Source organism: Streptomyces sp. NPDC002788 (genome assembly GCF_053592115.1).
On sequence record NZ_JBSFVB010000002.1, the window covers coordinates 1 to 23,911 of the forward strand.

22 protein-coding genes and 3 tRNA genes are annotated in these 23,911 nt (G+C 72.4%); 8 read left to right on the plus strand and 17 right to left on the minus strand.

Annotation, left to right across the window (positions count from 1 at the left end):
- Window positions 1-21: 21 nt before the first annotated feature.
- A tRNA-Lys gene (locus tag ACWD1U_RS03250) sits at window positions 22-95 on the minus strand.
- Between the two features lie 199 nt (window positions 96-294).
- Here ACWD1U_RS03250 and ACWD1U_RS03255 point away from each other — a divergent pair.
- Complete coding sequence (locus ACWD1U_RS03255) at window positions 295-1,608, plus strand: peptidoglycan-binding protein (RefSeq protein ID WP_451103979.1); 1,314 nt, start codon at window positions 295-297, stop codon at window positions 1,606-1,608.
- Window positions 1,609-1,707: 99 nt separating this feature from the next.
- On the plus strand, window positions 1,708-2,832 hold the full coding sequence (locus ACWD1U_RS03260; protein WP_451103980.1) for an SPFH domain-containing protein: 1,125 nt from the start codon (window positions 1,708-1,710) through the stop codon (window positions 2,830-2,832).
- 118 nt (window positions 2,833-2,950) lie between these two features.
- Here ACWD1U_RS03260 and ACWD1U_RS03265 read toward each other — a convergent pair.
- The 6 genes from ACWD1U_RS03265 to ehuB form a co-directional block, all read right to left on the minus strand.
- A tRNA-Lys gene (locus tag ACWD1U_RS03265) sits at window positions 2,951-3,024 on the minus strand.
- 97 nt (window positions 3,025-3,121) lie between these two features.
- Window positions 3,122-3,880 (minus strand): IclR family transcriptional regulator, encoded by a 759-nt coding sequence (locus ACWD1U_RS03270; protein WP_451103981.1) that lies wholly within the window; start codon window positions 3,878-3,880, stop codon window positions 3,122-3,124.
- A gap of 189 nt (window positions 3,881-4,069) precedes the next feature.
- Entirely contained in the window at window positions 4,070-4,855 is a 786-nt protein-coding gene (gene ehuA, locus ACWD1U_RS03275; RefSeq protein WP_451103982.1) for an ectoine/hydroxyectoine ABC transporter ATP-binding protein EhuA, read from the minus strand.
- Window positions 4,845-5,495, minus strand: coding sequence for an ectoine/hydroxyectoine ABC transporter permease subunit EhuD (gene ehuD, locus ACWD1U_RS03280; protein ID WP_451103983.1), 651 nt, complete (start codon window positions 5,493-5,495; stop codon window positions 4,845-4,847). Before ehuD ends, ehuA begins: the two co-directional genes overlap by 11 nt.
- Window positions 5,492-6,193, minus strand: a complete 702-nt coding sequence (gene ehuC, locus ACWD1U_RS03285) for an ectoine/hydroxyectoine ABC transporter permease subunit EhuC (RefSeq protein WP_451103984.1) — start codon at window positions 6,191-6,193, stop codon at window positions 5,492-5,494. Before ehuC ends, ehuD begins: the two co-directional genes overlap by 4 nt.
- Window positions 6,190-7,119, minus strand: coding sequence for an ectoine/hydroxyectoine ABC transporter substrate-binding protein EhuB (ehuB, locus tag ACWD1U_RS03290; RefSeq protein ID WP_451103985.1), 930 nt, complete (start codon window positions 7,117-7,119; stop codon window positions 6,190-6,192). Before ehuB ends, ehuC begins: the two co-directional genes overlap by 4 nt.
- A gap of 107 nt (window positions 7,120-7,226) precedes the next feature.
- On the opposite strand from ehuB, the gene ACWD1U_RS03295 reads away from it, so the two are divergent.
- Window positions 7,227-7,721: a DUF3830 family protein gene (locus ACWD1U_RS03295; RefSeq protein WP_451103986.1), complete on the plus strand. Its 495-nt coding sequence runs from the start codon at window positions 7,227-7,229 to the stop codon at window positions 7,719-7,721.
- On the opposite strand, the gene ACWD1U_RS03300 is transcribed toward ACWD1U_RS03295, so the two are convergent.
- Both ACWD1U_RS03300 and ACWD1U_RS03305 read right to left on the minus strand, forming a co-directional pair.
- Window positions 7,702-9,111: an amidase gene (locus ACWD1U_RS03300; protein WP_451103987.1), complete on the minus strand. Its 1,410-nt coding sequence runs from the start codon at window positions 9,109-9,111 to the stop codon at window positions 7,702-7,704. The genes ACWD1U_RS03295 and ACWD1U_RS03300 overlap by 20 nt on opposite strands.
- A 17-nt stretch (window positions 9,112-9,128) precedes the next feature.
- A complete protein-coding gene (locus ACWD1U_RS03305; protein ID WP_451103988.1) occupies window positions 9,129-10,076 on the minus strand; it encodes a D-2-hydroxyacid dehydrogenase in 948 nt (315 codons plus the stop codon).
- A 198-nt stretch (window positions 10,077-10,274) separates the two neighbouring features.
- On the opposite strand from ACWD1U_RS03305, the gene ACWD1U_RS03310 reads away from it, so the two are divergent.
- From ACWD1U_RS03310 to ACWD1U_RS03325, 4 genes are all read left to right on the plus strand, one after another.
- Complete coding sequence (locus tag ACWD1U_RS03310) at window positions 10,275-11,090, plus strand: maleate cis-trans isomerase family protein (RefSeq protein WP_451103989.1); 816 nt, start codon at window positions 10,275-10,277, stop codon at window positions 11,088-11,090.
- Window positions 11,087-11,818 (plus strand): maleate cis-trans isomerase family protein, encoded by a 732-nt coding sequence (locus ACWD1U_RS03315; RefSeq protein WP_451103990.1) that lies wholly within the window; start codon window positions 11,087-11,089, stop codon window positions 11,816-11,818. Before ACWD1U_RS03310 ends, ACWD1U_RS03315 begins: the two co-directional genes overlap by 4 nt.
- A 637-nt stretch (window positions 11,819-12,455) precedes the next feature.
- Window positions 12,456-12,725 (plus strand): hypothetical protein, encoded by a 270-nt coding sequence (locus ACWD1U_RS03320; RefSeq protein WP_451103991.1) that lies wholly within the window; start codon window positions 12,456-12,458, stop codon window positions 12,723-12,725.
- A gap of 103 nt (window positions 12,726-12,828) precedes the next feature.
- Complete coding sequence (locus ACWD1U_RS03325) at window positions 12,829-13,926, plus strand: LLM class flavin-dependent oxidoreductase (protein ID WP_451103992.1); 1,098 nt, start codon at window positions 12,829-12,831, stop codon at window positions 13,924-13,926.
- On the opposite strand, the gene ACWD1U_RS03330 is transcribed toward ACWD1U_RS03325, so the two are convergent.
- On the minus strand, window positions 13,896-15,761 hold the full coding sequence (locus ACWD1U_RS03330; RefSeq protein ID WP_451103993.1) for a putative bifunctional diguanylate cyclase/phosphodiesterase: 1,866 nt from the start codon (window positions 15,759-15,761) through the stop codon (window positions 13,896-13,898). The genes ACWD1U_RS03325 and ACWD1U_RS03330 overlap by 31 nt on opposite strands.
- Before the next feature lie 276 nt (window positions 15,762-16,037).
- On the opposite strand from ACWD1U_RS03330, the gene ACWD1U_RS03335 reads away from it, so the two are divergent.
- A complete protein-coding gene (locus tag ACWD1U_RS03335; protein ID WP_451103994.1) occupies window positions 16,038-17,333 on the plus strand; it encodes a M6 family metalloprotease domain-containing protein in 1,296 nt (431 codons plus the stop codon).
- Between the two features lie 114 nt (window positions 17,334-17,447).
- Here ACWD1U_RS03335 and ACWD1U_RS03340 read toward each other — a convergent pair.
- The 7 genes from ACWD1U_RS03340 to ACWD1U_RS03370 all read right to left on the minus strand — a co-directional run bounded on the left by ACWD1U_RS03340 (window position 17,448) and on the right by ACWD1U_RS03370 (window position 23,760).
- A tRNA-Lys gene (locus tag ACWD1U_RS03340) sits at window positions 17,448-17,521 on the minus strand.
- The gene (locus ACWD1U_RS03345; RefSeq protein WP_451103995.1) at window positions 17,512-18,135 is read right to left on the minus strand and encodes a bifunctional DNA primase/polymerase; all 624 of its coding nucleotides are present in this window, start codon (window positions 18,133-18,135) and stop codon (window positions 17,512-17,514) included. The genes ACWD1U_RS03340 and ACWD1U_RS03345 overlap by 10 nt, the downstream gene beginning before the upstream one ends.
- 132 nt (window positions 18,136-18,267) lie before the next feature.
- Window positions 18,268-18,633 carry a hypothetical protein gene (locus tag ACWD1U_RS03350; protein WP_451103996.1) on the minus strand — a complete coding sequence of 122 codons (366 nt, stop codon included), beginning with the start codon at window positions 18,631-18,633 and terminating at the stop codon, window positions 18,268-18,270.
- Between the two features lie 187 nt (window positions 18,634-18,820).
- A complete protein-coding gene (locus ACWD1U_RS03355; protein WP_451103997.1) occupies window positions 18,821-20,155 on the minus strand; it encodes an AAA domain-containing protein in 1,335 nt (444 codons plus the stop codon).
- Window positions 20,152-21,744 (minus strand): hypothetical protein, encoded by a 1,593-nt coding sequence (locus ACWD1U_RS03360; protein ID WP_451103998.1) that lies wholly within the window; start codon window positions 21,742-21,744, stop codon window positions 20,152-20,154. Before ACWD1U_RS03360 ends, ACWD1U_RS03355 begins: the two co-directional genes overlap by 4 nt.
- Window positions 21,735-22,856 (minus strand): hypothetical protein, encoded by a 1,122-nt coding sequence (locus tag ACWD1U_RS03365; protein ID WP_451103999.1) that lies wholly within the window; start codon window positions 22,854-22,856, stop codon window positions 21,735-21,737. The genes ACWD1U_RS03360 and ACWD1U_RS03365 overlap by 10 nt, the downstream gene beginning before the upstream one ends.
- Window positions 22,807-23,760 (minus strand): phosphatase PAP2 family protein, encoded by a 954-nt coding sequence (locus ACWD1U_RS03370; protein ID WP_451104000.1) that lies wholly within the window; start codon window positions 23,758-23,760, stop codon window positions 22,807-22,809. The genes ACWD1U_RS03365 and ACWD1U_RS03370 overlap by 50 nt, the downstream gene beginning before the upstream one ends.
- Window positions 23,761-23,911 lie beyond the last annotated feature (151 nt).

Below are 23,911 nucleotides of genomic sequence, written 5' to 3' on the forward strand. Positions count from 1 at the left end.
CACAAGCCGCCACCGGCATCGTGCGCCGCCAGGGACTCGAACCCCGGACCCGCTGATTAAGAGTCAGCTGCTCTAACCAACTGAGCTAGCGGCGCGCGCTGACGGCGTAACTCTACAGGACCTCCCGGGGTGCTCCGGACCACCGGCCCTGCCCCGGGCGGTCCTCCCCAAGGCCCCGGCGTACATCATTCGGACCGTCAGCATGCGCGCACGGAAGACAGTTGCGAAACTGGCCACGCGCGCCCGGACGTGCACGGGCACCGCATTTTCCGCCGGAAGTGTGAGGGGAATCGCATGGAGTCTCCGGTATTCGAGGAATTCGACCCCGCGAGCGACTGCGACTGCCCCGGCTGTCTCCACTGGCGCCGCGTCCTGCCGCATTCCCGGGCCGGCCGCAGCGCCGCCCATCCGGCCGCGCACCGGGCTTCCGCTCTGGCCGCCGTGGCCTCCGCCGCACTCGGCGCGAGCCATGCCGTACCCGCCGCGGCCGCCCCGCACGCACCCGTCCGGCCCGGCGTTCCCGCAGGTGAGGAGCATGACACCCCACAGGGCGGGAAGGCCCCGCTGCACGGCCCCGGCGGGCGACCGGCCCAGCCGTCCACCACCGGCAAGCCCACCGCCATCACCCGTACGGAGATCATCGACCGGGCCAAGAGCTGGGTCGCCGTGAAGGTGCCGTACAGCATGACCGCGTACTGGTCCGACGGATACCGGCAGGACTGCTCCAGCTATGTCTCGATGGCCTGGCAGCTGCCCGGAAACGAATGGACCGGCGGCCTCGCCCAGTACGGGGAGCGGATTTCCAAGGAGGAACTCCAGTCGGGCGACATTCTGCTGTTCCACAATGTGTCCGACCCCGAGAAGGGCTCGCACGTCGTCATTTTCGGCGGCTGGACGGACGACACGCAAAGCTACTACGTCGCCTACGAGCAGACCCGCCCGCACACCCGCCGGCAGTCCACCCCGTACGCCTACCGGAGCGACTCCGACCGGTTCGTGCCCTACCGCTACCGCGGCGTCACGCCCGAGGAGCACGCTCCGGAGCCGGACGGAGGGGAGCCGGGCGCCCCGGCCGCGACGCCCTATCCGGGGGCGGCGTATTTCGGCCCCGGCGCGAACAACAGGTACGTGACGCTGCTCGGCCGCATGCTCGTCGCCCGCGGCGCGGGGGGCTCCTACGCCTCGGGCCCGGGGCCGCGCTGGACGGACGCCGACCGGCACGCGACCCGGGCGTTCCAGCGTGCCCAGGGCTGGACGGGCGCGGATGCCGACGGGCTGCCCGGTCCGCGCACCTGGGACCTGCTGGTCACGGGCAGCGGCAAGGACGTGAAGGACGGGGCGGTGGGGACGCCGCCCGCCTCGCACGGCGTCCCGGGCTACCCCGGGCGGGCGATGTTCCGCCCTGGCGCGAGCAACACGTACGTCACCCGACTCGGGAAGCAGCTCGTTCGGAAGGGGTTCGGCAGGTTCTACCGGGTCGGGCCGGGGCCGCGCTGGGGGGAGGCGGACCGGCGGGCGGTCGAGGCCTTCCAACGCACCCAGGGCTGGCGGGGTGGAGCGGCGGACGGCTACCCGGGTCCGGAGACCTGGCGGCGGCTCTTCTCGTAGGCCCTGCCGAAGGGCCCTGAACCCCGGCCGGGCCTCGCCGACGGGCCCCGAGCGGGGGTCACCGTTGTGACGCATCTGGCGCGGAGGCTGGAGGCACGCGTGAGTACGACCACTTCCCACACGTCCGGGCCCGACGACGGACCGGCCGAGGGGCCGGTCCGGCCCGCCCGGCTCATCCAGAACGAGGCCACCACCGAGATCCCCGTCCATCTGCTCTTCCGCGACGACCCCCACCCGGGGCCGGTACCGCTGAAGCCCGCGGTCGTGGGCCGCAGACAGGGCACTGGGGAACAGCCCCGCCTCCGTCGCCCGGCCGCCGTGCCGCCGCGCCCGGTGCCGCAGGTCGACCCCGACCTGGTGGAACGGCCCGCGCGGGTGCTGCCCGGCGCGGCCGGTGCGCTGGCCGGGGCGTGCGGGGCGGCCGGGTGCGCGGTCACCTCCTGGTGGGCCGGGGTGCTGCCGTCGCTCGTTCAGGAGGCGCTGCGGCTGCCAGCCCAGGCCGGGGCCGGGCTCGGTCCGGTGCAGTGGGCGGCGTACGCGGCAGCCGGCGCGCTCGGCCTGTTCGGGTTCGGCGGACTGGCCCGGGGCCGCACCGGGCGGGCCTGGGTGCTGGATCTGTTCGGCCGCTACCGGGGGACCGTACGGCGCTCCGGCCTGCTGTGGATCAATCCGCTGCTGCTGCGCCGCCGGGTGGACGTGCGGCTGCGGCACTGGCGCAGCGAGCCGGTGCCCGCGGCGGACGCGAACGGGGTCGCGGTGTGCGTGGTCGTCCTGGTGGTCTGGCGGGTGCGGGACACCGCCCGGGCCACGCTGGGTGTGGAGGATCACGAGGTCTATCTGCGCGCGTGCGTCGAGGCGGCACTGGTGCGGGTGCCGGTCGAGACGCCGGGCGGGGCGAAGGGGGCCGGGGACGCGGCGGCGGAGGCGCTGACCCGGCTGGTGGGGGCGGACGCGGCCCCGGTCGGCCTGGAGGTGTTCTCGGTGCAGCCGCTCCGCGTGGAGTACGCCCCCGAGGTCGCCGCAGCGATGCACCGCCGTCGGATCGCGGCGCTGGACGCCCAGCACCGGGCGAGCGTGCTCACCTCGGTCGTGGACTCGGTGGAGGACACGGTGACCCGGCTGACCACGCGGGGGCTGGTCGAACTCGACGACTACGAGCGGAAGGTACTGGTGAAGGACCTGACGGTGGCGTTCTGCGCGGGCCGGGGAGACACAGCTCCGTGATGTGCGACGGGCAGCGCCCGACCGAGTGTCGGCGATGGCCTCGGAGTCGCCGGATTCCGACACCGAGGCCTCGAACACGCGGAAGGGCCCCTCGCTCCCACGAGAGGCCCTTCACCGGTGCGCCGCCAGGGACTCGAACCCCGGACCCGCTGATTAAGAGTCAGCTGCTCTAACCAACTGAGCTAGCGGCGCATGACCCTCGCCTGCCGCTGGAAGTGTGTTCCGCGGCGGGCGACGCAGAAAATAATACCTGTTCCCCAAGGGTGCTTCGGACCACCACCCGGTGGTCCTAGATCGCCATGGAGAGCAGGACCGGTGCGGCGTTGCGATTGAGGGCGTCCGCGGCCTGGCGCAGGCGGTGGGCGTGCTCCACCGGGAGGGACAGGGCCAGGCAGCCGACGGAGGAGCCGGCCGTGATGGGGACGGCCGCGCAGACCGTGCCGACCGCGTACTCCTGGAGGTCCAGGACGGGCACGGTGGGCGGCTGGGCCTCCAGCCGGGAGAGCAGCAGCCGGTCGCTGGTGATGGTGCGGGAGGTGAGGCGGGCCATCTTGTGCCGGGCGAGGTGGTCGCGGCGGCCCGCGTGGTCGAGCTGGGTGAGCAGGCTCTTGCCGATGGCGGTGGCGTGGGCCGAGGCGCGGAAGTCGACCCACTCGTTGACCTTGGGGGTGGCCGGGCTGTCCGCGTACTGGGTGATGCTGATCTCGCCGTCGACGTAGCGGCTCATGTAGACGGCGGCGCCGACCGAGTCGCGCAGCCGGTCGAGGGTGTGCTGGAGCTTGTCGCGCAGGGCCTGCTCGCGGTGGCGGGCGGAGCCGAGGCGGGCCAGGCTCTCGCCCGTGACGTAGGCGTCGTCGGCGATCTGCTCGACGTAGCCCTCGCGGCGCAGCATGCGCAGGAGCGTGGTCAGCCGCTCCGGTCCGATGCCGGTGTGCCGGACGAGTTCGGTGTCGGTGACGCCCGAGTTGTTCCGGGCCACCGCCTCCAGGACGCGCAGGGCTTCCTGGGCCGAGTGGTACGGGGTCGTCGGCTCGTGCTTCAGCGCCACGGTGGTCTCCCCCTGCGCTTGCTGTAGGGCCGTGATCAGGTCAGTGAACCTGTTCCAGGTTAACCGGCAATGGGCGTGCGGGGAGCGGGGGTTGGCAAGATTCCCGGGCACCCGAACTGGGGAAATGGCACTCTGGTGTCAGGAGCATGCCCCAGTCTTCGGGTTCCGGTTCCTGCCTGCTCACGGTGGTCACAGCACTGCGCTGAGGAACTCTCGTGTGCGGTCCTTCTCCGGCTCGCTGAAGATCTTCTCCGGCGGGCCCGACTCGATGATCCGGCCCGAGTCGAACATCAGCACCTGGTCGGAGATGTCCCGGGCGAAATTCATCTCGTGGGTCACACACAGCATCGTGATGTCGGTGGAGCGTGCGATGTCCCTGAGCACGTCCAGCACGCCCGCCACCAACTCCGGGTCGAGCGCGGACGTCACCTCGTCCAGGAGCAGCACCTGCGGGCGCATCGCCAGGGCCCGGGCGATCGCCACCCGCTGCTGCTGGCCGCCGGACAGCTGCGCCGGGTGCTTGTCGAGGTGGTCGGTCAGCCCGACCAGCTCCAGCAGCTCACGGGCCCGCTCCTCGGCGGCGTCCTTCGACATGCCGAGGACCGTGACCGGCGCCTCGGTGATGTTTCGCAGGACCGTCATGTTCGGGAACAGGTTGAACTGCTGGAACACCATCCCGATCTTCTTGCGGACCTCTCGCACCTGCTTGTCGGGCGCCGGGAACAGCCGCTCCCCGTCCACGGTGATCGTGCCCTCGTCGGGCTTGGTCAGCGTCATCAGCAGCCGCAGGATCGTGGTCTTGCCGGATCCGGACGGCCCGATCAGCGTGACGTGCTTGCCGGCGTCCACGGAGAAGTCCAGGTGATCCAGGACCGTGTGGTCGCCGAACCGCTTGGTCACCTGCTCCAGACGGATCAGCTCGCCGGTGCTCCTGGCGGGGTTCTTCTCGGGGTTGGGAAGAGTGTCAGTGGACAAGGCGTCGCTCCAGGGCTCGCAGGAGAAGGGAGGCCAGGTAGGAAATGACGATGAAGGCCACACCGATCAAGGTGACGGGCTCGGTGAACCGGAAACTCTCCTGCGCGAACAGCCGCGCCTCGCCGAGCATCTCCAGCACCGTGATCGCCATCAGGATCGGCGTGTCCTTGAGCATCGCGATGACGTAGTTGCCGAGCGCCGGGACGACCCGGCGGATCGCCTGCGGCAGGATCACGGCCGTCCAGGTCCGGCGCAGCGGCAGGTTCAGCGCCGTCGCCGCCTCCCACTGGCCGACCGGCACGGCCTCGATACCGGCGCGGTAGACCTGCATGGTGTACGTCGAGTAGTGCAGACCGATGCCGATGACACCGGTGGTCAGCGCCGAGAAGGCCACGCCCCACTCGGGCAGCACGTAGAACAGGAAGAACAGCTGCACCAGCAACGGGGTGTTGCGGACGAACTCCGTGACGGCCCCGACCGGCCAGCGCACCCACCGCGCCGGCACCCGCATCAGCAGCGCCCACACCAGGCCCAGTGCGAACGAGATCAGCGAGCCGAGCACCAGCGCCTGCAGGGTGACCAGCAGGCCGTCCCAGAAGTGCGGCATGAAGTCGGAGACCGCGCTCCAGTCCCAGTTCATCGGACCGCCTCCACCACGACCGGCTCAGGCGCCCGCATCTTGCGGTCGGGCTTCTTCCCGACCCCGGCCTTGAGCTTCTTCTCCAGCCCGCGCATGCCCCGGGTGAGCAGGAAGGCGATCACGAAGTAGATGAGCAGGACGTACGTGTAGATGTCCGCGCTCTCCTGGAGTGCCAGGCGCACCAGGTTGCCGCTGAACGCCAGGTCGCCCATGCCGATGATCGACACCAGGGCGGTGCCCTTGAGCAGTTCGATGAGCAGGTTGGAGAAGGGCGGGATCATCTCCGGCACCGCCTGCGGCAGCAGGACCAGCCGCATCCGCTGCCAGGGCGTGAAGCTGAGCGCGATCCCGCCCTCCTTCTGCGCCGGGTCGACCGCGTTCAGCGCGCCGCGCACGATCTCGGAGCCGTACGCCCCGTAGGTCAGACCGAGCGCCAGCGTGGCCGCCCACATCGGCACCAGCTGCCAGCCGAAGGTGATCGGCAGCACGAAGAACACCCAGAAGATCATGATCAGCGCCGAGGTCCCGCGGAACACCTCGGTGTAGAAGCCCGCGAGGAAGCGGACGATCCACAGCCGGTGGGTGCGCGCGATGCCCACGACGAAGGACACCGCCGTGGCCAGCAGCGTGCTGAGGACGAGCAGCTGGATCGTGACCCAGACGCCCTTGAGTACCAGTTCCCACAGTCCCGAGGTCATCCGCCGCACAGCTCCTTCGCGGTCAGATCCGTCATCTCGGCCTTGGTGAAACCGAAGGGCTTCAGGATGCGGAACAGCTCGCCGCTCCTCTTGAGCTCGCGCAGCTCCACGTTGAAGGCATCGCGCAGGTTCGTCTCGGTCCGCCGGAAGGCGAAGGCGCCTCCGTCGACGTGCGGTTCGCCGTCCACGAGCGGCGCGAACGGCTCGGTCGACTCCGCCTTGGCCGACTTCTTCACCACCTCACGGGTGGTCAGCGCCGTACCGGCGAACACGTCCACGCGCCCCGCCTCGACCGCGTTCAGGCCCGCGACCTGGTCCGGGACGATGAGGATGTCGCTCTCCTTGTACCCCGCCTCGACGGCGTACTGGATCTCGGCGTAGCCGGTCCCGGTGGCGAACTTCGCCTTCTTCTCGACGACGTCCTTGTAGCTGCGCAGCCCCTTCGGGTTGCCCTTGCGGACGATGAAAGCGTCGAGCATCTGGTAGTCCGGGTCGGAGAAGATGACCTGCTCACAGCGCTCGGGGTTGACGTACATCCCGGCGGCCACGACGTCGAACTGCTGGGAGTTCAGGCCCGGGATGAGAGAGCCGAACTCGGTCGGCACGGGCTGCACCCGGTCGACGCCGAGACGCTTGAAGATCACCTTGGCCAGTTCCGGTGCCTCTCCGGTCAGCTCGCCGTTCTTGTCGATGAAGCCGAAAGGGATCTCGCCGGCTATGCCGAGGCGGACCACGCCCGCCGCCCGGAGCCGGTCGAGCAGGTCACCGCCCTTGATGTCCGAGGCGGTGGCGACCCGGCTGCACCCGGCGGCGCCCAGCGCGCCGAGCGCCGCTACCCCCGCGAGCAGCGACCGGCGTGCGGGCCCGGATCCGGGCCGGGGTATCGGTTCGGGACTTCTCATGGGGCTTCTCAGTGGTGGAGCCATGGGCGCGCGGCTACCCGACCGCATCCGAATCATGCCGGTCTTTTCAAGCCCCGCACGTATCGCGTGCGCCCTTGACCGCAGGCGCGGCGGGCACTCCCATGGAGGGCATGGCTGATCGCTACATCGAAGTCTCGCTGGTCAAGCGCGACGTGACCTGCACGGCAAGGCTGCTGGACGACCGCGCGCCGATCACCTGCGCGGCCGTCTGGGATGCCCTGCCGCTGGCCGGTGACGTCTACCACGCGAAGTACGCACGCAACGAGATCTACGCCCTTTTCCCGCCCTTCGCCGCAACCGAGCCGCCACTGGAGAACCCGACCGTCACCCCCATTCCTGGCGACCTGTGCTATTTCGCCTTCGCCGGGGCGGAGTTGGGGACGAAGGCGTACGGCTACGACCGCGAGGTCCGCGCCGGGACCACGCTCGTCGACCTGGCCCTGTTCTACGAGCGCAACAACCTGCTGCTGAACGGCGATGTCGGCTGGGTCCCCGGCATCGTCTGGGGCCAGGTCGTCGACGGCCTGGAGAACATGGCCGAGGCGTGCAACGACCTGTGGAGGTCGGGAGCGGCGGGGGAGACGCTCAGCTTCCGGAGGGCGTGAACCGGCCGGCTGACGCCACCCCGGCCTCGTACAGCGCGTGAGCCGCCCGCAGCACCAGATCGTCCCGGTGCCGGGCGGCCACGAGCTGCAGACCGATCGGCAGCCCGTCCCCGTCGGTGCCGACCGGCACGCTCGCCGCGGGCTGCTGCGTCATGTTGAAGGGGTAGGTGAACGGGGTCCAGCCCGTCCATCGCCGGTGGCCGGATCCCTTCGGCACCTCGGCGCCCGCCTCGAACGCCGTGATGGGCACGGTCGGCGTGACGAGCAGGTCGCAGGCGTCGTGGAAGCGGCCCATCCGGCGGCCCAGGTCCATCCGGACGTCCACCGCGGCCAGATAGTCCAGCGCCGAGTAGCGGGCCCCCCGCGCGCAGATCTCCCGCAGGCCCGGGTCCAGCAACTCCCGCTGGTGCGGGCCCAGATGCTGGGTCACCCGGGCGGCCCCGCTGAACCACAGGGTGTGGAAGGCCTCCACCGGGTCGGTGAGGTCCGGGTCGGTCTCCGTGACGTACGCGCCGAGCTCCGCCAGCCGTTCCACGGCCTTGCGCACCGCCCTCGCGACCGCCGGCTGCACCGCCACCTGCCCGCCCAGCGACGGTGAGTACGCCACCCGCAGCCCGCGCACCCCGCCGGCCAGGCCCTCCGCGTACGCTCCGGGCGGCGGGGCGAGCGCCGACCAGTCGCGCGAGTCCGGACGGCCGATGACGTCCATCAGCAGCGCCGCGTCCGCAGCGTCCCGGGTCATCGGCCCGACGTGCGCCAAAGTGCCGAAGGCGCTCGCCGGGTACAGCGGCACCCGCCCGTAGGTCGGTTTCAGCGCGAAGATCCCGCAGAACGACGCCGGGATCCGCACACTGCCGCCGCCGTCCGTGCCCAGCGACAGCGGCCCCGCGCCGAGCGCCACGGCCGCCGCGCTGCCGCCGCTCGACCCGCCCGCGGTGCGCGAGTGGTCGTACGGATTGCGGGTCACACCGCTGAGCGGTGAGTCCGTCACGCCCTTCCAGCCGTACTCGGGCGTCGTCGTCTTGCCGATGAAGACCGCCCCGTGCTCCCGCAGCCGGGCCACGGACGGGGCGTCCTCGTCCCAGCGCCCCGCCGGATCCACCGCCTTCGACCCGCGCAGGGTCGGCGCCCCGCGCAGCAGCAGGATGTCCTTCACGGTGACCGGCACCCCGTCCAGCAGCCCCTGTGGCTCACCGCGCCGCCAGCGCTCCTCCGATTCCCGGGCCCGCTCCAGCGCGTCCTCGGCGGTCAGCCGGACGAAGGCGTTCACCTCCGGCTGGATCGCCCCGGCCCGCTCCAGCGCAGCCCGGGTCGCCTCCACGGGACTCCACTCGCCCTTGCGGTATCCCTCGAGCAGTCCTACGGCGGTCAGCTCGGTGAGCTCGGTCATCCACCCTCCCAGGAACGTCAGTGTCCGGGTACGTACCCGCGCTGCTTGTCGACCACGTTCTTCAGCGGCTCGCCGGCTGCCCACCGTTCGTACAGATCCACGAACTGGGCGCCGAGTTCGTCGCGCCAGCCGACGATGTCACCGCTCATGTGCGGGGACACGATCAGGCCCCGGGCCTGCCACAACGGGCTGTCGGGGGTCAGGGGCTCGGACTCGAAGACGTCCAGGGCGGCGCCCGCGATCAAGTGCTTGGCCAGGGCCTCGGCGAGCGCGTCCTCCACGACCAACTGGCCGCGTCCGACGTTGACGAACCGGGCGGACGGCTGCATCACGCCGAAGCGGCGGGCGTCGAACATGCCGTGCGTCTGATCGGTGAGCGGCGCCGCCGCGATCACCCAGTCGGCGCGCGCCAGCAGCCGGTCCAGGTCCTCCGGGCCGTGCACGCCGGCGCGCGGGGCGCGCCCGACGAGCGCCGGCGTGATGTCGAGCGCGCCCAGCGTGCGGGCGATCGCCCGGCCGATCGGCCCGGTGCCGACCACGACGGCCCGGCTCCCGGCGACCTTGTGCGACTCGCGGTGCCGCCAGGTCCGCTCCCGTTGCAGCTCCAGCGTGCGCGGCAGGTCCTTGGCCATCGCCAGCACGAGCGCGGCGACGTACTCGGCGATGGGCTGGTCGAAGATGCCGCGCGCGTTCGTCACCACCGTGTCGGAGGCGGCGAGTTCCGGGCACATCAGATGGTCCACACCGGCGCTCGCCGTGTGCACCCAGCGTGGCCGTGGGCCCTCGCCGGGCCAGGCGTCCCGCACGGCGCGCGAGGTGAAATCCCACACCAGCAGTACGTCCGCGCGCGGGAGGCGTGCGGCGAGACCTGCCGCGTCGGTGTGTTCGATACGGGCGTGGCCGGTGAGGCGGCCGAGGCGGGGGAGAGGCTCGGCGTCCAGGACGAGCAGGGTGGGGGTGGGCATGAGCAGCCGTTTCTCCAGCCGTGCGGCGGGGGCGGCCTGCCTTCGGGAGGCGGCCGGTGACGACGAGTTAACACGGTGTTGACCAAGGAATGATCCGGACGGATTGACCACGCTCGCACCCGAACCTACCGTCGTCAACACGGGCGTTCCCACGATCCGTTGCACACTCGTTGCCCAGTGTGAGGCCGGTGCCCTGCCATGGACGTCTCATTTCTCGGCGGGCCCAGCCCGCAGCGCGGGGTCGGCGTTGTCGCCCCCTTCGACTTCGCACTCGACCGCGAGCTGTGGCGCTGGGTGCCGGACGAGGTCTCCCTGCACATGACACGAACACCGTTCGTGCCGGTCGAGGTCAGCCTCGATCTCGCCCGCATGGTCAGCGAACACCAGACGCTGGGCGAGGCGGTCCGCACGCTCAACGCGATCGCCCCGGAGGTCATCGCCTACGCCTGTACGTCGGGCAGCTTCGTCGGCGGCGTCATGGGCGAACGCGCGATGTGCGAGGCGATGAGCCGGGCGGGCGCCGTACCGGCGATCACCACCTCGGGCGCCCTGCTGGAAGCCCTGGTGGAACTGGACGTACGGCGGGTGGCGCTGGTCACGCCGTACACGGTGTCGGTGACGCAGTCGCTGGAGGCCTATGTGGCCCAGGCGGGCGTCACGATCTCCGGCTGCGCCTTCATGGGCCTGACCCGGCACATCTGGAAGGTCCCCTACCGGGAGGTCGTGGACATGGCGCGGCAAGCCGTACGCGACGACGCCGACGCCCTGTTCATCAGCTGCACCAACCTGCCCACCTACGACGTCATCCCCCAACTGGAGGCCGAGCTGCGCATCCCGGTGATCTCGGCCAACCAAGTGACGATGTGGGCGGCGCTGCGCCGACTGGGTACCCGTGCGGTGGGACCGTATCAAGCGCTGATCAATCCGGAAGCCCGGGCTGGTCTCGGATCGCCGGGGGCGAACCACGGTCCCGTCGTGCCGGAAAAAGAGCAGCAGCAGGAAGGCTGGACATGACAGCACTGGGATTCCTCTACCCGGGCCACTCCGCCGAGGACGACTATCCACGCATCGAGCAGTTGCTGGGCAGCGACATCCGGGTGGACCTGGTGCACACCGACATCGGTGAGGACGCGCACCGGGTGGACGCGCTGCTCGAGATGGGCTCGGCCGGACGGCTGGCGGAGGGCGTCCAGGAACTGCGGCACGCCGGTGCGGACGCCGTGGTGTGGGCCTGCACGAGCGGCAGCTTCGTCTACGGCTGGGAGGGCGCGCAGGAGCAGGTCCGCGCGCTGGCCCAGACGGCCGGCATGCCCGCCTCCTCGACGTCCTTCGCCTTCGTGCACGCCGTACGGGAACTGGGCGTGCGGCGGGTCGCGATCGGTGCGACGTACCCGGAGGACGTGGCCGGCCTCTTCGCCGCGTTCCTCCGCTCGGACGGTGTCGAGGTCGTCTCGGTCAACAGCTCCGGCATCATCACGGCCGCCGAGGTCGGCACGTGGGGCGAGGCCGAACTCCTCGCCCTGGCCCGGAACTCCGACCACCCCGACGCCGAAGCACTCCTCCTCCCCGACACGGCCCTCCACACGGCGGCCCACATCCCGGCCCTGGAGAAGGAGATCGGCAAGCCGGTCCTCACCGCCAACCAGGTCACGGTCTGGGAGGCCCTCCGCCTGGCGGACCGGCGGGTGAACGCGCCGGAACTCGGGGCGCTGTTCACGCGGGAGCCGATCGTCCAGGCGTGAGGCCGGGTTGGTCGTCGCCGCCTGCGGCAGCTGCCGCAGGCGGCGAGGGCCGGCCTGCGACCGATCGCACCGGGGTGAGCCCTCGGTTCGGCATTCGCCCGGTCCTCGCGCGACGCCACCGAGGCACGCGCAGCACCACACAGGAGACGAGGGCGACGGAGAAGGCCACGACGCCGACGGCCCGGCCGAGCCGCCCACCAGGGGTGCCACACGGGTCCCGCACGGCCTCGACCGGAATCGTGCCCGACGGCCCCTGCGAACGCTCCTTTGAGGCAGGTGGCAGCATCGGGCCACCCGCTACGCCGGGGCGCGCTGCCCGACTCCCGCTTCATGGTGCTCCGACCCTCCCGTACGGAACCTGCCGACACAAACTGACCCGCGAACCGCACAAACCGGCCTGCCCTGCCCTCGAACGCTCCTTCCACGCGGGCCGGAATCGGTCCCACCTCTTAATCGGTGCGTATCAGGGCGGACTCGGGCAGAACGGCCGCCGAGACGTGAGGAGTCCTCAACTCCGCCGTACCGCACGGCCCTTCACTTGACCGAAAGCGCGTTCCCCTCCAGGCGTCCACCCCGGGCACACTGGCCACGTCCGCAGTCATTCGTGCCCCCGCACCCCTGTGAAGGACGGTCCCCGATGGCCGAACCGGACCTGCCCAGATCCGAGGCAAGCGCTGTCCGAGTCACCGGGCGTCTCCTCTGCTGGAGCCTCGCCGCTGCCATGATCACCGCCGCCGTGGACGCCGTCCTCGATCCGCAGGCCGGCTGGTGGGCTGCGGCGTGGTCGTTGCCGTGGTGGCTCTTCGGCGCGACCGCCCTCGTGTGGGGCGCCCTGCGGGCCCGCGAGAAGGCCGACCGCCGGCCTCCGCACGACACGTTGCGGAGCGACTGGGAGCAAGCCGCCTGACACCGTCGGCACTGCCGCCCGCCCGCCTGCGGGAATGACCGGGGACGGTCCCCTGTTGGAGCCGGAACGACAGCACACGGCCCACAGCAGGAGGCACCCCACCGTGGCGGCAGACGAGATACGCGGCGCAGCGCGGGGCAGCGCCCCCGTCCCCCTCTCCGTACTGGACCTGGTCACCGTGGGGGCCGGCCGTACCGCCTCCGACGCGCTGCGCACCAGCGTCGACCTGGCCCGGCTCGCGGAGAGGCGTGGCTTCCACCGGTACTGGGTCGCCGAGCACCACTCCATGCCGGGCGTGGCCTCGTCGTCCCCGGCCGTGATCCTTGCCCACCTCGCCGCCCACACCGACCGCATCCGCCTCGGCTCGGGCGGTGTGATGCTGCCCAACCACGCCCCGCTGGTGATCGCCGAGCAGTTCGGGACGCTGGAGGCCCTGGCCCCGGGCCGGGTCGACCTCGGCCTCGGTCGCGCCCCCGGCACGGACGGGGCCACGGCCGCGGCTCTTCGCCGCACGGACCGGCTCCGCGAGGGCGCCGACGACTTCCCGCAGCAGCTGGCCGAGCTGACCCGCTTCCTCGACGACGACTTCCCCGAGGGGCACCCCTACCGCCGCATCCACGCCGTACCGGGCCCCATCCAGGCCACGTCCCCGGGCGGCGTGCAGTCCCCGCACCGGCCCCCGGTCTGGCTGCTCGGGTCGTCCGGCTTCAGTGCCCGTCTGGCGGGGGAGCTCGGGCTGCCGTTCGCCTTCGCCCACCACTTCTCGGCACAGAACACCATCCCGGCCCTCGACCTGTACCGCGAGTCCTTCCAGCCGTCCGCCGTGCTGGAGGAGCCCTACGCCCTCATCGGCGTCTCCGCGTTCGCCGCCGAGGAGGAGAGGGAGGCCCGCAGGCAGGTCCTGGCCGCCGCCCTCAGCATGGTCCGGCTGCGCACCGGCCGCCCCGGCCTCGTGCCCACCCCGCAGGAGGCCGAGGCCCACGAGTTCAGCCCCGTGGAGCGCGATTTCGTCGACTCCTGGAGCGCCAACGTCATCCACGGCACCCCGGACGAAGTCCGCTCGGGCCTGGACGACCTGCGCAAGCGCACCGGCGCCGACGAGTTGATGATCACGGCCAACGGGCACGGCGGAGACCTCCGCGTGCGGTCCTACGAACTCATCGCCGACGCCTACGGCTTGCCGACGCCCGCCTCCGCCTGAACACCCGGCGTCCCCAGCAGCTCGGAGATACGATCCGGCGGGACCGGACGGGAGTAGAGCCAGCCCTGTCCGGTGTCGCAGCCGATGCTGCGCAGCCGGGTCGCCTGTGCCGATGTCTCCACGCATTCGGCCGTGACGGTCAGTCCGAGCCGGTGGGCGAGCTGGATCATCGCCTCGACGACGACCTCGTCGGCCGGGTTCGCCCGGGCGGCCGCCTCCCGGTCGTCGTACTGGAACCCCCGCACGAACGATCCGTCCAGCTTCAGCACCGACACCGGCAGCCGGCTCAGGTACGCGAGATTCGAGTAGCCGGTGCCGAAGTCGTCGATGGCGATGCGGACGCCCATGTCGCTGAGGGCCTTCAGGGTCTGCAGCGGACGGCCGGCCGAGCCCATCACCGCCGACTCCGTCAGCTCCAGCTGGAGCAGGTGCGGCGCGAGTCCCGTCTCGGCCAGGGTCTCCGCCACGTCCGCCACCAGGTCGGAGTCCCAGATCTGGCGCACCGCCACGTTCACGCTGACGAAGATCGGCGGCTCGTCGGGGTGGTCCAGCTGCCAGCGGCGGGCCTGCCGGCAGGCCGTGCGCAGCACCCAGCGGCCCAGCGGGACGATCGAACCGTCCTCCTCCGCGAGCCCGATGAACCGGTTCGGCGTCAGTACGCCGAACTGGGGATGGTTCCAGCGGATGAGCGCCTCGACCCCGTGCAACCGGTCGTCCTCCATGCCCACCAGCGGCTGGTACTCCAGCCGGAACTCGCCCCGGTCGATGGCCGGGCGGAGCGTGGAGGCGAGGGCCTGGCGGGTCATGCGGTGGGCGTTGCGCTCCGGGTCGAACAGCGTCCAGCGTGCCTTGCCGTCGGCCTTCGCCCAGTACAGCGTCGTGTCCGCCGCCTGCATCAGGGCGGTGGGGGTCGTCCCGGCCGCGTGCCGTTCGACGACGCCGATCGACGCCGAGACCGACAACCGCTGCCCGGAGATGTCGAACGGGTCCTGGACCGCCCGCAGTGCCGACTCGGCCAGCTCGGCCAGTTGCTCGGTGCCCGTGGAGTCCTCGACGAGCAGCGCGAACTCGTCGCCGCCGAGCCGGGCCACCAGCGGGGTGCTGGTCCGGGAGTGGCCGGCCTCGTCCGCGCAGCGCGTGAGCCGCTCGGCGACGGCGGCCAGCAGCCGGTCGCCCACGCGGTGGCCGAGGGTGTCGTTGATGGCCTTGAAGCCGTCCAGGTCCAGGCAGCACAGCCCGATCCGGCCCGTGCCGCTCCGCTCGTACGACTCCGCCTCCAGCGCCGCCGACAGGCGTTCGAAGAACAGCGTGCGGTTGGGCAGCCGGGTCACCGGGTCGTGCATCTGCAAGTGCCGTAGCCGGGCCTGGAGTTCACGGCGGGCGCTGATGTCGGCGACGGACAGCAGCACGCCCTCGTCCTCGGCGGGCAGCGGGGCGACCGTCACCTGCACCCACAGCGAGTGCCCGTCGGGATGCTTCAGGCGGCGCGTGCAGCGCAGCCGGGACCGCCGGCCGCGCAGCACCTCGCGGTAGGCGTGCCAGGTGCGGGCGTCGGAGGTGAGGTCGACCAGGTCCGCGGCCACCGACCCGGCGAGCTGGTCGGGGCTGCCGCCCAGCAGCGCGGCCAGCGCGTCGTTGGCGCTGACGACCGAGCCCTCGCGGTCGACCACGGCCATGGCGAGCGGGGCGGCCGTGAAGACGGCGCGGTAGGGCGGCCGGGACGGGGGCTCGGGACAGGGAGACGTGTCGATCTCACTCTCTGTGACGGCCGGCCGGTCGAGGTCTGCCGCGGGCGCCGGCCCTTCGGAGGTTCCGCTCACCGCTCGCTCCCGCATGTACTCGATCTTGTCCGTGCAGGAAAGGTCAGGAAAGTGTGCCGATCATAGAGGCTGGCCCCAGGGCCTTCCAGCCGGTGTCCAGTGTTCCGGACCGGCCCGCCCTTCTGCCAGATCGTTTCTGCTCGCCCTTGTACGGCTTCTTCAGGCCCCCGACCAGTTGTGACGTTCCGTGAGTGCTTCGCGGTGGTCGGTATCCGGGATTTTTCGGCCCCTTCACCCAACTGGTGCAGGCAAACAGGGCGCAGTACGACAAATCGCCACAGGCTGGGTGCGGTGTCCCGCGAACCGTACCCGGAGGTACCCGTGCCGCGTCCGTTTCCGCGCGCCCGACTGCGCAGCACCGCGGCCGTGTTCACCACCATGTCGGCGCTCGCCGCGACCTCCCTCGGCACCGGTCCCTCGCTCGCCGAGGCCGACTCGGCCTCGCCGTGTGCCCTGACCCGCACCGAGGCCCACCACTCGGAGGGCCTGGACACCTGGAACGCCGCCTATCCGCGCCCGTCCCGGCCTCTGGACGCGGTCATGGTGTTCCTGTCCTTCCCGGACGCCCACCCGCTGACCACTCCGCAGGAGCTGACCGCCGACCACTTCCCGGCGACCACCCGCTTCTTCGAACGCGCCTCCTACGGCCGCTTCACCCTGCGCCCGCACCCGCTCGGGCGCTGGATCCAGATGCCGCAGCCGTCCACGGCCTACGACATACAGCGTGACTGGAGCCCCGAGCGCCGGGCCGCGTATCTGCGTGACGCGCTCGCCGTGACCGATCCGCAGGTCGACTTCGCCCGCTACGACGTCGTGTACTTCGTGGCCGACCCGGACGCGCCCGGCGTGGACTCCGATGCCACCAAGGTGGTGAACCTGACGACTCCGCTGCGGGCCGACGGCACGGACCTGCGCCGGATCGTCACGGTGTTCGAGCAGCACCCGCCGGACCGGCTCGTCCTCGCGCATGAGACCGGGCACGTGTTCGACCTGCCCGACCTGTACCACCGACCCGTGGACGGCAAGGGCGACTGGGACACGCACGTCGGCGACTGGGACCTGATGGGCAGCCAGTTCGGACTCGCACCCGACCTGTTCGCCTGGCACAAGTGGAAGCTGGGCTGGCTGGATGCGCGGCAGGTGCGGTGCGTGCAGGACGCCGCGCCCGCCCGGCTGACCCTGGAGCCGCTGGCGGCGGGGCCCGGAGCGGCGACGGCCGGGACCGCGGGTGCGCAGGCCTTCGGGCTCGGGCGGGGCACCAAGCTCGCGGTGGTGCGGACGGGGCCCGACAGCGTGCTCGCCATCGAGGCGCGCGGGCCGGTGGGCAACGACGCGGCCGCCTGCCGGACGGGAGTGCTCGTGTACCGGGTGCGGGGCGGGGCGCAGTCCGGGGGCGGGCCCATCGAGGTGATCGACGCCCATCCGCGCACCGAGGCGTGCTGGGAGGACTCCGTCTACCCACCCCTCGCGGACGCGCCGATCGCCCTGGGGGAGAGCTTCACGGTCCCGGGGGAGGACGTGCGGGTCGAGGCGGAGGGGCGTACGGCTTCGGGGGCCTGGACGGTGAAGATCGTCGTGGGTCACTGAAGGGGCGCTGCGACGCCGAGTGGAGGGGTGCCCACCGCGCGGCAAAGCCGCGCAGAAACGACGATGGCGGCTCGCGTTCGCGTTGTCCGCGAACACAAGCCGCCACCGGCATCGTGCGCCGCCAGGGACTCGAACCCCGGACCCGCTGATTAAGAGTCAGCTGCTCTAACCAACTGAGCTAGCGGCGCCTGCTGACGTCGTAGACCTTAGCACCCTGCTCGGCGGGAGGAAAAATCGAAATCCGCACGGCCGAGCGGGCTGCCCGCACGGCCGCCCAGAGCAGCACCTCGGGGCCGGGCAGCCAGGGCTGACGGGTGTCGGGGGCGACCAGCCAGCGGGAGCCGGAGCGTGCGGGAGCTGTGGCCTCGGCGGGGGCCGGTGAGGCGTTGTCCGCGGGGGCCGGGACCGTCACGGCGTCGCCGGTGCCGTGGCAGAGGAGCGGGGGGACGGCTGCGGTGCGGCGGGTCTCCGTTGCGTCGTGAGGGCGGGTGCCCCACTCCTCCCAGTCCAGCAGCGCCGGCAGCCGCTGGGCCGTGCCCGGAGCGGCGAACAGCAGCATCCGGCCCCGGAACTCCGCGACCGGCCCCGAACCGGGGCCGTCGTCCCACAGCCGGTCGAGCATCCGCCGCCCGAACATCGCGGGCGCGCTGACCACGTCGAAGACCGCCCCGCAGGGCAGCACGACCGGCGCGTCCGGCCGCTCCTCCCAGAGGGCGAGCGTGCTTCGCGGATACGTTCCTGCCGAGGCGAGCCAGGCAGCCCCGTCCGGGGTGACATCAAAGGCGTTCCGTGCGCTGCTCATGGCATTCAGGTGTACCGGCCGTGAGCGGACGCTTCCAGAGGGTTGCGGGAAATCGGGACAGGAGGGAGGGGGAGGGGGTATCTTGCCCGCCTGGCATATGCCATGGAGGTCGCACGGGCGGGTTGCCCGACCTCACGGGGGGTCGCCTGCCCCCTGGCCCTCGCCGCCCCGCATCAGGTCCCGCCCGAACTCGACCATCTTCTTGGCGTAGTCCTCGGTCCACTCGGCCCGCTCGGCGATGTCCGCCGTCGTCAGCCGGTCGAACCGCCGTGGATCGGCCAGCTGCGCCGCCGCCATCGCCTGAAACTCCACCGCCCGGTCCGCCGCGGCCCGGAACGCCAGCGTCAGCTCCGTCGCCCGTGCCAGCAGCGCCCGGGGGTCGTCGATCGACTCGAGGTCGAAGAAATGCTCAGGGTCGGAGGCCGCCTCCGCGGGCTCGAAGAGCAGGGGCGCGGGGCGTAGCCGCGGTTCGTTCCGACGCGGCGTTGGCTCCGCCATGTCTTCTCCTCCTCGTACGTCGCGCATGACCCGCCCGGTGGATCGGGCCACCGTCCATTGTCTCGCGGGCGCGCAAGGGGGCATCGCGGTGGTGGGTACGGCCACGAGCCCCCCGGCGTTCGTCATGGCTGCGGGACAGGTGAGGTTCCGGCCAGACGCGCGAGCACGGTGTCTGTGACCGTGCCGCTCACGGTCGCCACACCACCCGGTGCTCCGACAGATGCGCCAGCACCGCGTGATTCGCCTCCCAGCCGTCCGGAAACTTCACCACCGTCCCCAGCTGCACCGGCTCCGTCGACGGATAGTCGTCCAGCAGGTCGGTCACCCCCGCGCGGCAGACCACGATGCAGGCGTGCCGGTGGCGGGAGGCCAGGACGCAGAGGCGGCCGGTCTCCAGGTGGAAGGCCGTGGCGTCCGGGCGGCCGGAGAGGGGGTGCAGGACCACCGTGACGTCGTACTCGCGGCCCTGCAGCCGGTTCGCCGTGTCCACGACCACCTCGGTGACGCCGAGGTCGGCCAGGGCCGCTCGGACCGCCGCCGCCTGGTCCCGGTGTGCCGTGCCCACGGCGATCCGGTCGGCGGTGAGGGGGGAGGGGGCCGGTGAGCGTTCCGAGGTCGCCGCGCCGCCGCGGTCCAGCAGGCGGCGCACGACCGTCGCCACCGCCCGTACCGCCTCCGGGTCCGTGCGCGGAGTGTGCCGGGCGGGCAGCTCCAGCAGGCCCCAGCCCGACGCGGCCGCCTCGTCGATCACCCGGTCGGGGCCCGAGCCGTCCGACGGCACGGCGAAGGCCAGGGCGCGGTCGCCGTGGCTCGTGCCGCTGCGGAACGGGGTGAACGGGTAGAAGGCGTCCGAGACCAGAGGCGCGGCCGAGGCCGGGAGCCGCCAGGAGACCGGCAGGCGGTGCTGGGGCAGGTCCGGGTTGTGCGCGAGCAGGGTCGTCACCGCCGAGGCCGACGGGTCGTGGGTGAGCCCCGCCCACTGCTCGCTGCCCACGATCGCGAAGGGGTCCAGCTGCCCCGGGTCGCCCACGAACAGCGCCCGCTCGAACAACCCGGCCACCGCCAGCAGCGCGTCCGAGCGCATCTGGTACGCCTCGTCTACGATCGCGTGCCGCCACGGCTCGTCGACCTTCACATGCCCCCACTTCGCCGCCGTGGAGATCACCACGGCCAGCCCGGCGAGGTCGGCCGCCCTGGCCGACTTGCGGACGTTGTGCAGGTCGTCGAGCGCCTTGTCGTACGGGTCGGCGTCACTGCTGTGCAGCCGGCCCACCGGCAGTTCGGGGTTCTTCTCGGCGAGCCGCAGGACCAGGTCGTCGACCTGGGCGTTGGTCTGCGCGACCACCATCAACGGGTGGCCCGCCTCGGCCAGTTCGAGCGCCGCGCGGACCACCAGCGTGGACTTGCCCGCGCCGGGCGGGGAATCCACGACGACACCGCGCGCGGTGCCGTGCAGCGTGTCGTGGAGGATCGCGCCGGTGGCCTGCGTGGCGGCGGCCGAGGGGTCGAACACCGTGGTCACAGCACATCCTCCTCGGTCACCGGGTCGGCCGCCTCCAGGGTCGCCTCGCCCGGCGGGCCACCGTGCGTCCACGGCGTCTGCTCCGGGTCGGGCAGCTTCGCGCCGCCCCGCTGCTCGTGCTCGAAGAGCGTGAAGCAGACCCGGTCGCCCTTCTCGGGCAAGGAGCCCGGCTCGGGCTCCTTGCCGCGGCCCATCTTGTCGAGGATCCGCAGCACCACGTACGCGCCGTCCTCCTCGACGGCGACGAACTCCGCCGACTGCGGCTTCCCGCCCAGCGACCGGTACACCTTCGTCCGCTCCCCCAGATGCGGCCGGTCGTCCGTGCGGACCGTGACCAGGGGGCGCGGGCTGGGCCGCTTGCCCTCGCTGTACGCCATCACGACATCGGTGACCTCACCCGCGAACGCCTCCCCGGACAGCCGCCGGCCCGCCATGACCAGCGGGTCGTCCAGGGCCTCCTGCGCCTCCAACCGGGCCTGTTCACGCTCGCGCGTGGCCAGCTTGCCGGCCGCGGTGACCGCGTCGTCGCGGCGCGGCTGTGGCGGCTCGCCGGCCAGCACCCGGTCGCGGTGGCCGGTGAACGACCAGCGGTCGCGCGTCCACCGCTCCTCGACGTGCGCCCCCTCGGGCAGCTCCCGCAGCAGGTCCAGGCCCCGCCAGACCGCGTCCCAGGTGGGCCGGGTGCGGCTGAGCACCAGGTCGCGGATCTCCCGCTCGGCGGCGGTCAGCGCCCCGAACCGGTCGTCGGCCTCCAGGCCGTCCGCGGCGGCGGCCAGGGCCGTGCGGGCGCGGTCGTAGCGCTCGATGGCCGGGGCGAGCAGCTTGTTGTCGAAGGCCGGGTCGGTGGCCGGACCGGCTGGGGGGCACGTCAGCTGGCCCTTCGCGTCCCGCTCCAGCTCGGCCCGCGACGCGGCCTCGGCCCCGGTGACGCCCTCGGGCGGTTCGATCCAGGCGAGCAGCGCCCCCAGGTGCTGGTCCTCCAGGGTGGACTGCCCGGTCGCCCAGTGCCGGCCGAGGACGTCGGTCATCGCCAGCAGCAGGGAGGAGCCGGGCACCCGGGCGCGCTCCCCGAAGTGCGTCAGCCACCGCCCGAGCAACGGCACCCGCGGCGGTGCCGGGTACGGGGCCTCAGGCTCCTGCTCCGCCGTGCGTCGGAAGCGCGTGGAACGCCCGAGCAGCCGCACCAGGTCGATGCCCGCCCGGCTCGGCACGATCAGCTGCGGCGCGTCCGCGCACAGATCGACCTCGACCTTGACCCGCTTGCCGGTCTCCGGGTCGGCCTCGGTGCGCTCGGCGGCCTCCACGGCCTCGGCGAACGCCTCGACGTAGGGCAGGACCTCGTCGGCCAGTGCGGCCAGGAACGCGAACCGCAGGTCGCGGTCGCGGGGCTGCGGGACGACCAGCAGGCGCGGCGCGTCCCGGTCGGTGCCGACCAGCGCGCCCAGCGGGGCGCCGGCCTCACCGGCGGTGGTGAGCGGCACGAACACCAGCGGGCGGTCGCCGAGGTGCCGGTGCCGGACGGTGGCGGCCGGCTGGGCGCGGCCCGTGCTGACGGCTTCGAGGCGGGCCAGGGTGGAGATCAGCGACACGCCGCCTCCAGTGCCTCGGCGCGCAGGGCCGCCGCCCGCCGCAGGGCCGCCACCGCCGGGTCGCCGGGGTCGCCCGCCTCACCGCGGGCCGCCGCCAGGACGTCCGCGACCGTCGTCAGACCGCCGAGCTCCGCCCGCACCGGACGCCCGAGCGAGGTCACCGCGCCCGACTCGCGGGACCGGGCCCGGCAGTGGAAGGCCAGCTCGCACGCCGACAGGCACTCGGGCGCGTATGCCGCCGGGACGGACTCGACGGCCGCCGTCAGCTCCTCGGCGGGCAGGTCGGGCGAGAAGCACGTGCCCTCGGGGAGGGCGTCGGCGATGTCCTCGACGCGGGCCAGCCGGGCCAGTTGGCGAGCTGTCACCGCGCGCTGCTTGCGGATGTCGACGGCGGAGGCGGCCGGCAGGTTGGAGAAGTCCCTGGGGCAGACGAGCAGGATCCGGTGCCGCACGCGCGGAGCGGGATCCAGACGCGCGGCGACCTCCTCCAGGGCCAGCACGTACACCGCCGCCTGCCGGGCCGCGGCCCCGACCTTCGCCGGGTCCGCCGAACCGTCCAGCAGCGGGAAGGACTTGATCTCCACCACCGTCCAGCTGCCGTCCGGGTGCACCACGACCGCGTCCGGCTCCAGGAACGCGGGGGAGCCCGCCACGTCCAGAGCGAGCATCGGATGGGCGAGCAGCGTCCACTCACCCGGGTGCGCGACGGCCTCCCGCAGCTCGAGCGCCGTACGGGCCGTACGCCCCTGGTGGCCGGTCGCCGTCAGGTCGGGCACGCGCGCGTCGGCGGGCGGTTCGGCGCAGCGGTCGAGCTTCTCGTGCACCAGCCGCAGCAGCTCCGCGCCGCCGTCGGCCTTGACCCGCGCCTCGAACGCGTTGCCCCGCGTGAGCGCGAACTGCGACTGCCCGAAGGCCGACGGCGAACCCAGCGCGTCCGCCAGCGCCGCCTTGTCCACCCCGGCGCCGTCGAGGATCGCGCGCCGCGCACAACCGGGGTTGGCGGCCAGCGCCGCAAGAGCGCGCGCGTCCAGTGCCTTCGCGGGTACGTCGGGGCCGCGCAGCTCAGCGAGCTGCTGCCGGAGCGCCGTCCCCCGCGTCCTGGGGGGAGGCACTCGGCTCGGCTCCCGCTCCGAACCGCGACTCGCGCTGCCGTGGAATTCGCTCACCCGCGGAAGTCTGGCATCCGGCACTGACAATCGGGGAACCCGCGGCGGAGGAGTCCGCCGCGACCGGTGCGACGAGCGGCACGAACCGAGCCTTCACCCGGTCCGCCGTCCGCATCACGACCGGCGCCAGCAGCAGCCCGGCACCCATGACGGCCGCGCCCGCGGCCGCGTCGAGGAAGTAGTGGTTGGCGGTGCCCAGCACCACGATCGTGGTGATCAGGGGATAGGCGACACCGGCCGCCTTCGCCAGGCGCGTACCGCCGTGGCGCCACAGCATCACTCCGCACCACAGGGCCCAGCCCACGTGCAGACTCGGCATCGCCGCGTACTGGTTGGTCATGCCGCCCAGGCCGCGCGGCGCGCTCGCCTCGCCGCCCCACCAGCCGTACGAGCTGTAGTGCGCCATCGTGTCCACGAAGCCGTGGCTCGCGTCGAGGAGCCGGGGCGGGCAGGTCGGCAGGAGTGTGAAGCCGATCAGGCCGATGAAGGTGGACGTCATCAGCCAGGTGCGCGCGGCGCGGTAGCGCACGGTCCGGGAACGGAAGAGCCACACCAGGATCGCGGGCGTCACCAGGTAGTGCAGCGACGCGTACCAGAAGTCGGCGGGTATGCCTATCCAGGGTTCGCGGGTGAAGAGACGGTTCAGCGGATGCTCGGCGTTGAGGAACAGCGCCTTCTCCACGCGCAGGATCGCCAGACCGTGGTCGACCGCACTGGAGACGTCGCCGCGGGCGAGGAGCCGGCCCGCCGAGTAGCACGCGTACACCAGAAGGATCAGCGGCAGCTCGGTCCACCAGCGCAGTTTGGGCGAGGGGACCGCCTCGTTGCCCGGTGTCTCGGTGTGCGGCATCCGATCGCCCTCCCCCTCGGTCATCACGCGTAGCCCGGTCGGCCGTGCCACTTTACGGCGTGGGTGCCCGCCCCGGGGGCGCCCTCCGGACCACAAAGACGCTGAGATCGCCCCCCGGGTTGCCCGCGACCAGGGTGCGCGATGATGGAGG

Bases quoted from the DNA above. Each gene is read 5' to 3' on its own strand.
- ACWD1U_RS03255 (WP_451103979.1), top strand. From the start codon at position 295: ATGGAGTCTCCGGTATTCGAGGAATTCGACCCCGCGAGCGACTGCGAC.
- ehuD (WP_451103983.1), bottom strand. From the start codon at position 5,495: ATGAACTGGGACTGGAGCGCGGTCTCCGACTTCATGCCGCACTTCTGG.
- ehuC (WP_451103984.1), bottom strand. From the start codon at position 6,193: ATGACCTCGGGACTGTGGGAACTGGTACTCAAGGGCGTCTGGGTCACG.
- ehuB (WP_451103985.1), bottom strand. From the start codon at position 7,119: ATGGCTCCACCACTGAGAAGCCCCATGAGAAGTCCCGAACCGATACCC.
- ACWD1U_RS03295 (WP_451103986.1), top strand. From the start codon at position 7,227: ATGGCTGATCGCTACATCGAAGTCTCGCTGGTCAAGCGCGACGTGACC.
- ACWD1U_RS03300 (WP_451103987.1), bottom strand. From the start codon at position 9,111: ATGACCGAGCTCACCGAGCTGACCGCCGTAGGACTGCTCGAGGGATAC.
- ACWD1U_RS03305 (WP_451103988.1), bottom strand. From the start codon at position 10,076: ATGCCCACCCCCACCCTGCTCGTCCTGGACGCCGAGCCTCTCCCCCGC.
- ACWD1U_RS03310 (WP_451103989.1), top strand. From the start codon at position 10,275: ATGGACGTCTCATTTCTCGGCGGGCCCAGCCCGCAGCGCGGGGTCGGC.
- ACWD1U_RS03315 (WP_451103990.1), top strand. From the start codon at position 11,087: ATGACAGCACTGGGATTCCTCTACCCGGGCCACTCCGCCGAGGACGAC.
- ACWD1U_RS03320 (WP_451103991.1), top strand. From the start codon at position 12,456: ATGGCCGAACCGGACCTGCCCAGATCCGAGGCAAGCGCTGTCCGAGTC.
- ACWD1U_RS03330 (WP_451103993.1), bottom strand. From the start codon at position 15,761: ATGCGGGAGCGAGCGGTGAGCGGAACCTCCGAAGGGCCGGCGCCCGCG.
- ACWD1U_RS03345 (WP_451103995.1), bottom strand. From the start codon at position 18,135: ATGAGCAGCGCACGGAACGCCTTTGATGTCACCCCGGACGGGGCTGCC.
- ACWD1U_RS03350 (WP_451103996.1), bottom strand. From the start codon at position 18,633: ATGGCGGAGCCAACGCCGCGTCGGAACGAACCGCGGCTACGCCCCGCG.
- ACWD1U_RS03370 (WP_451104000.1), bottom strand. From the start codon at position 23,760: ATGCCGCACACCGAGACACCGGGCAACGAGGCGGTCCCCTCGCCCAAA.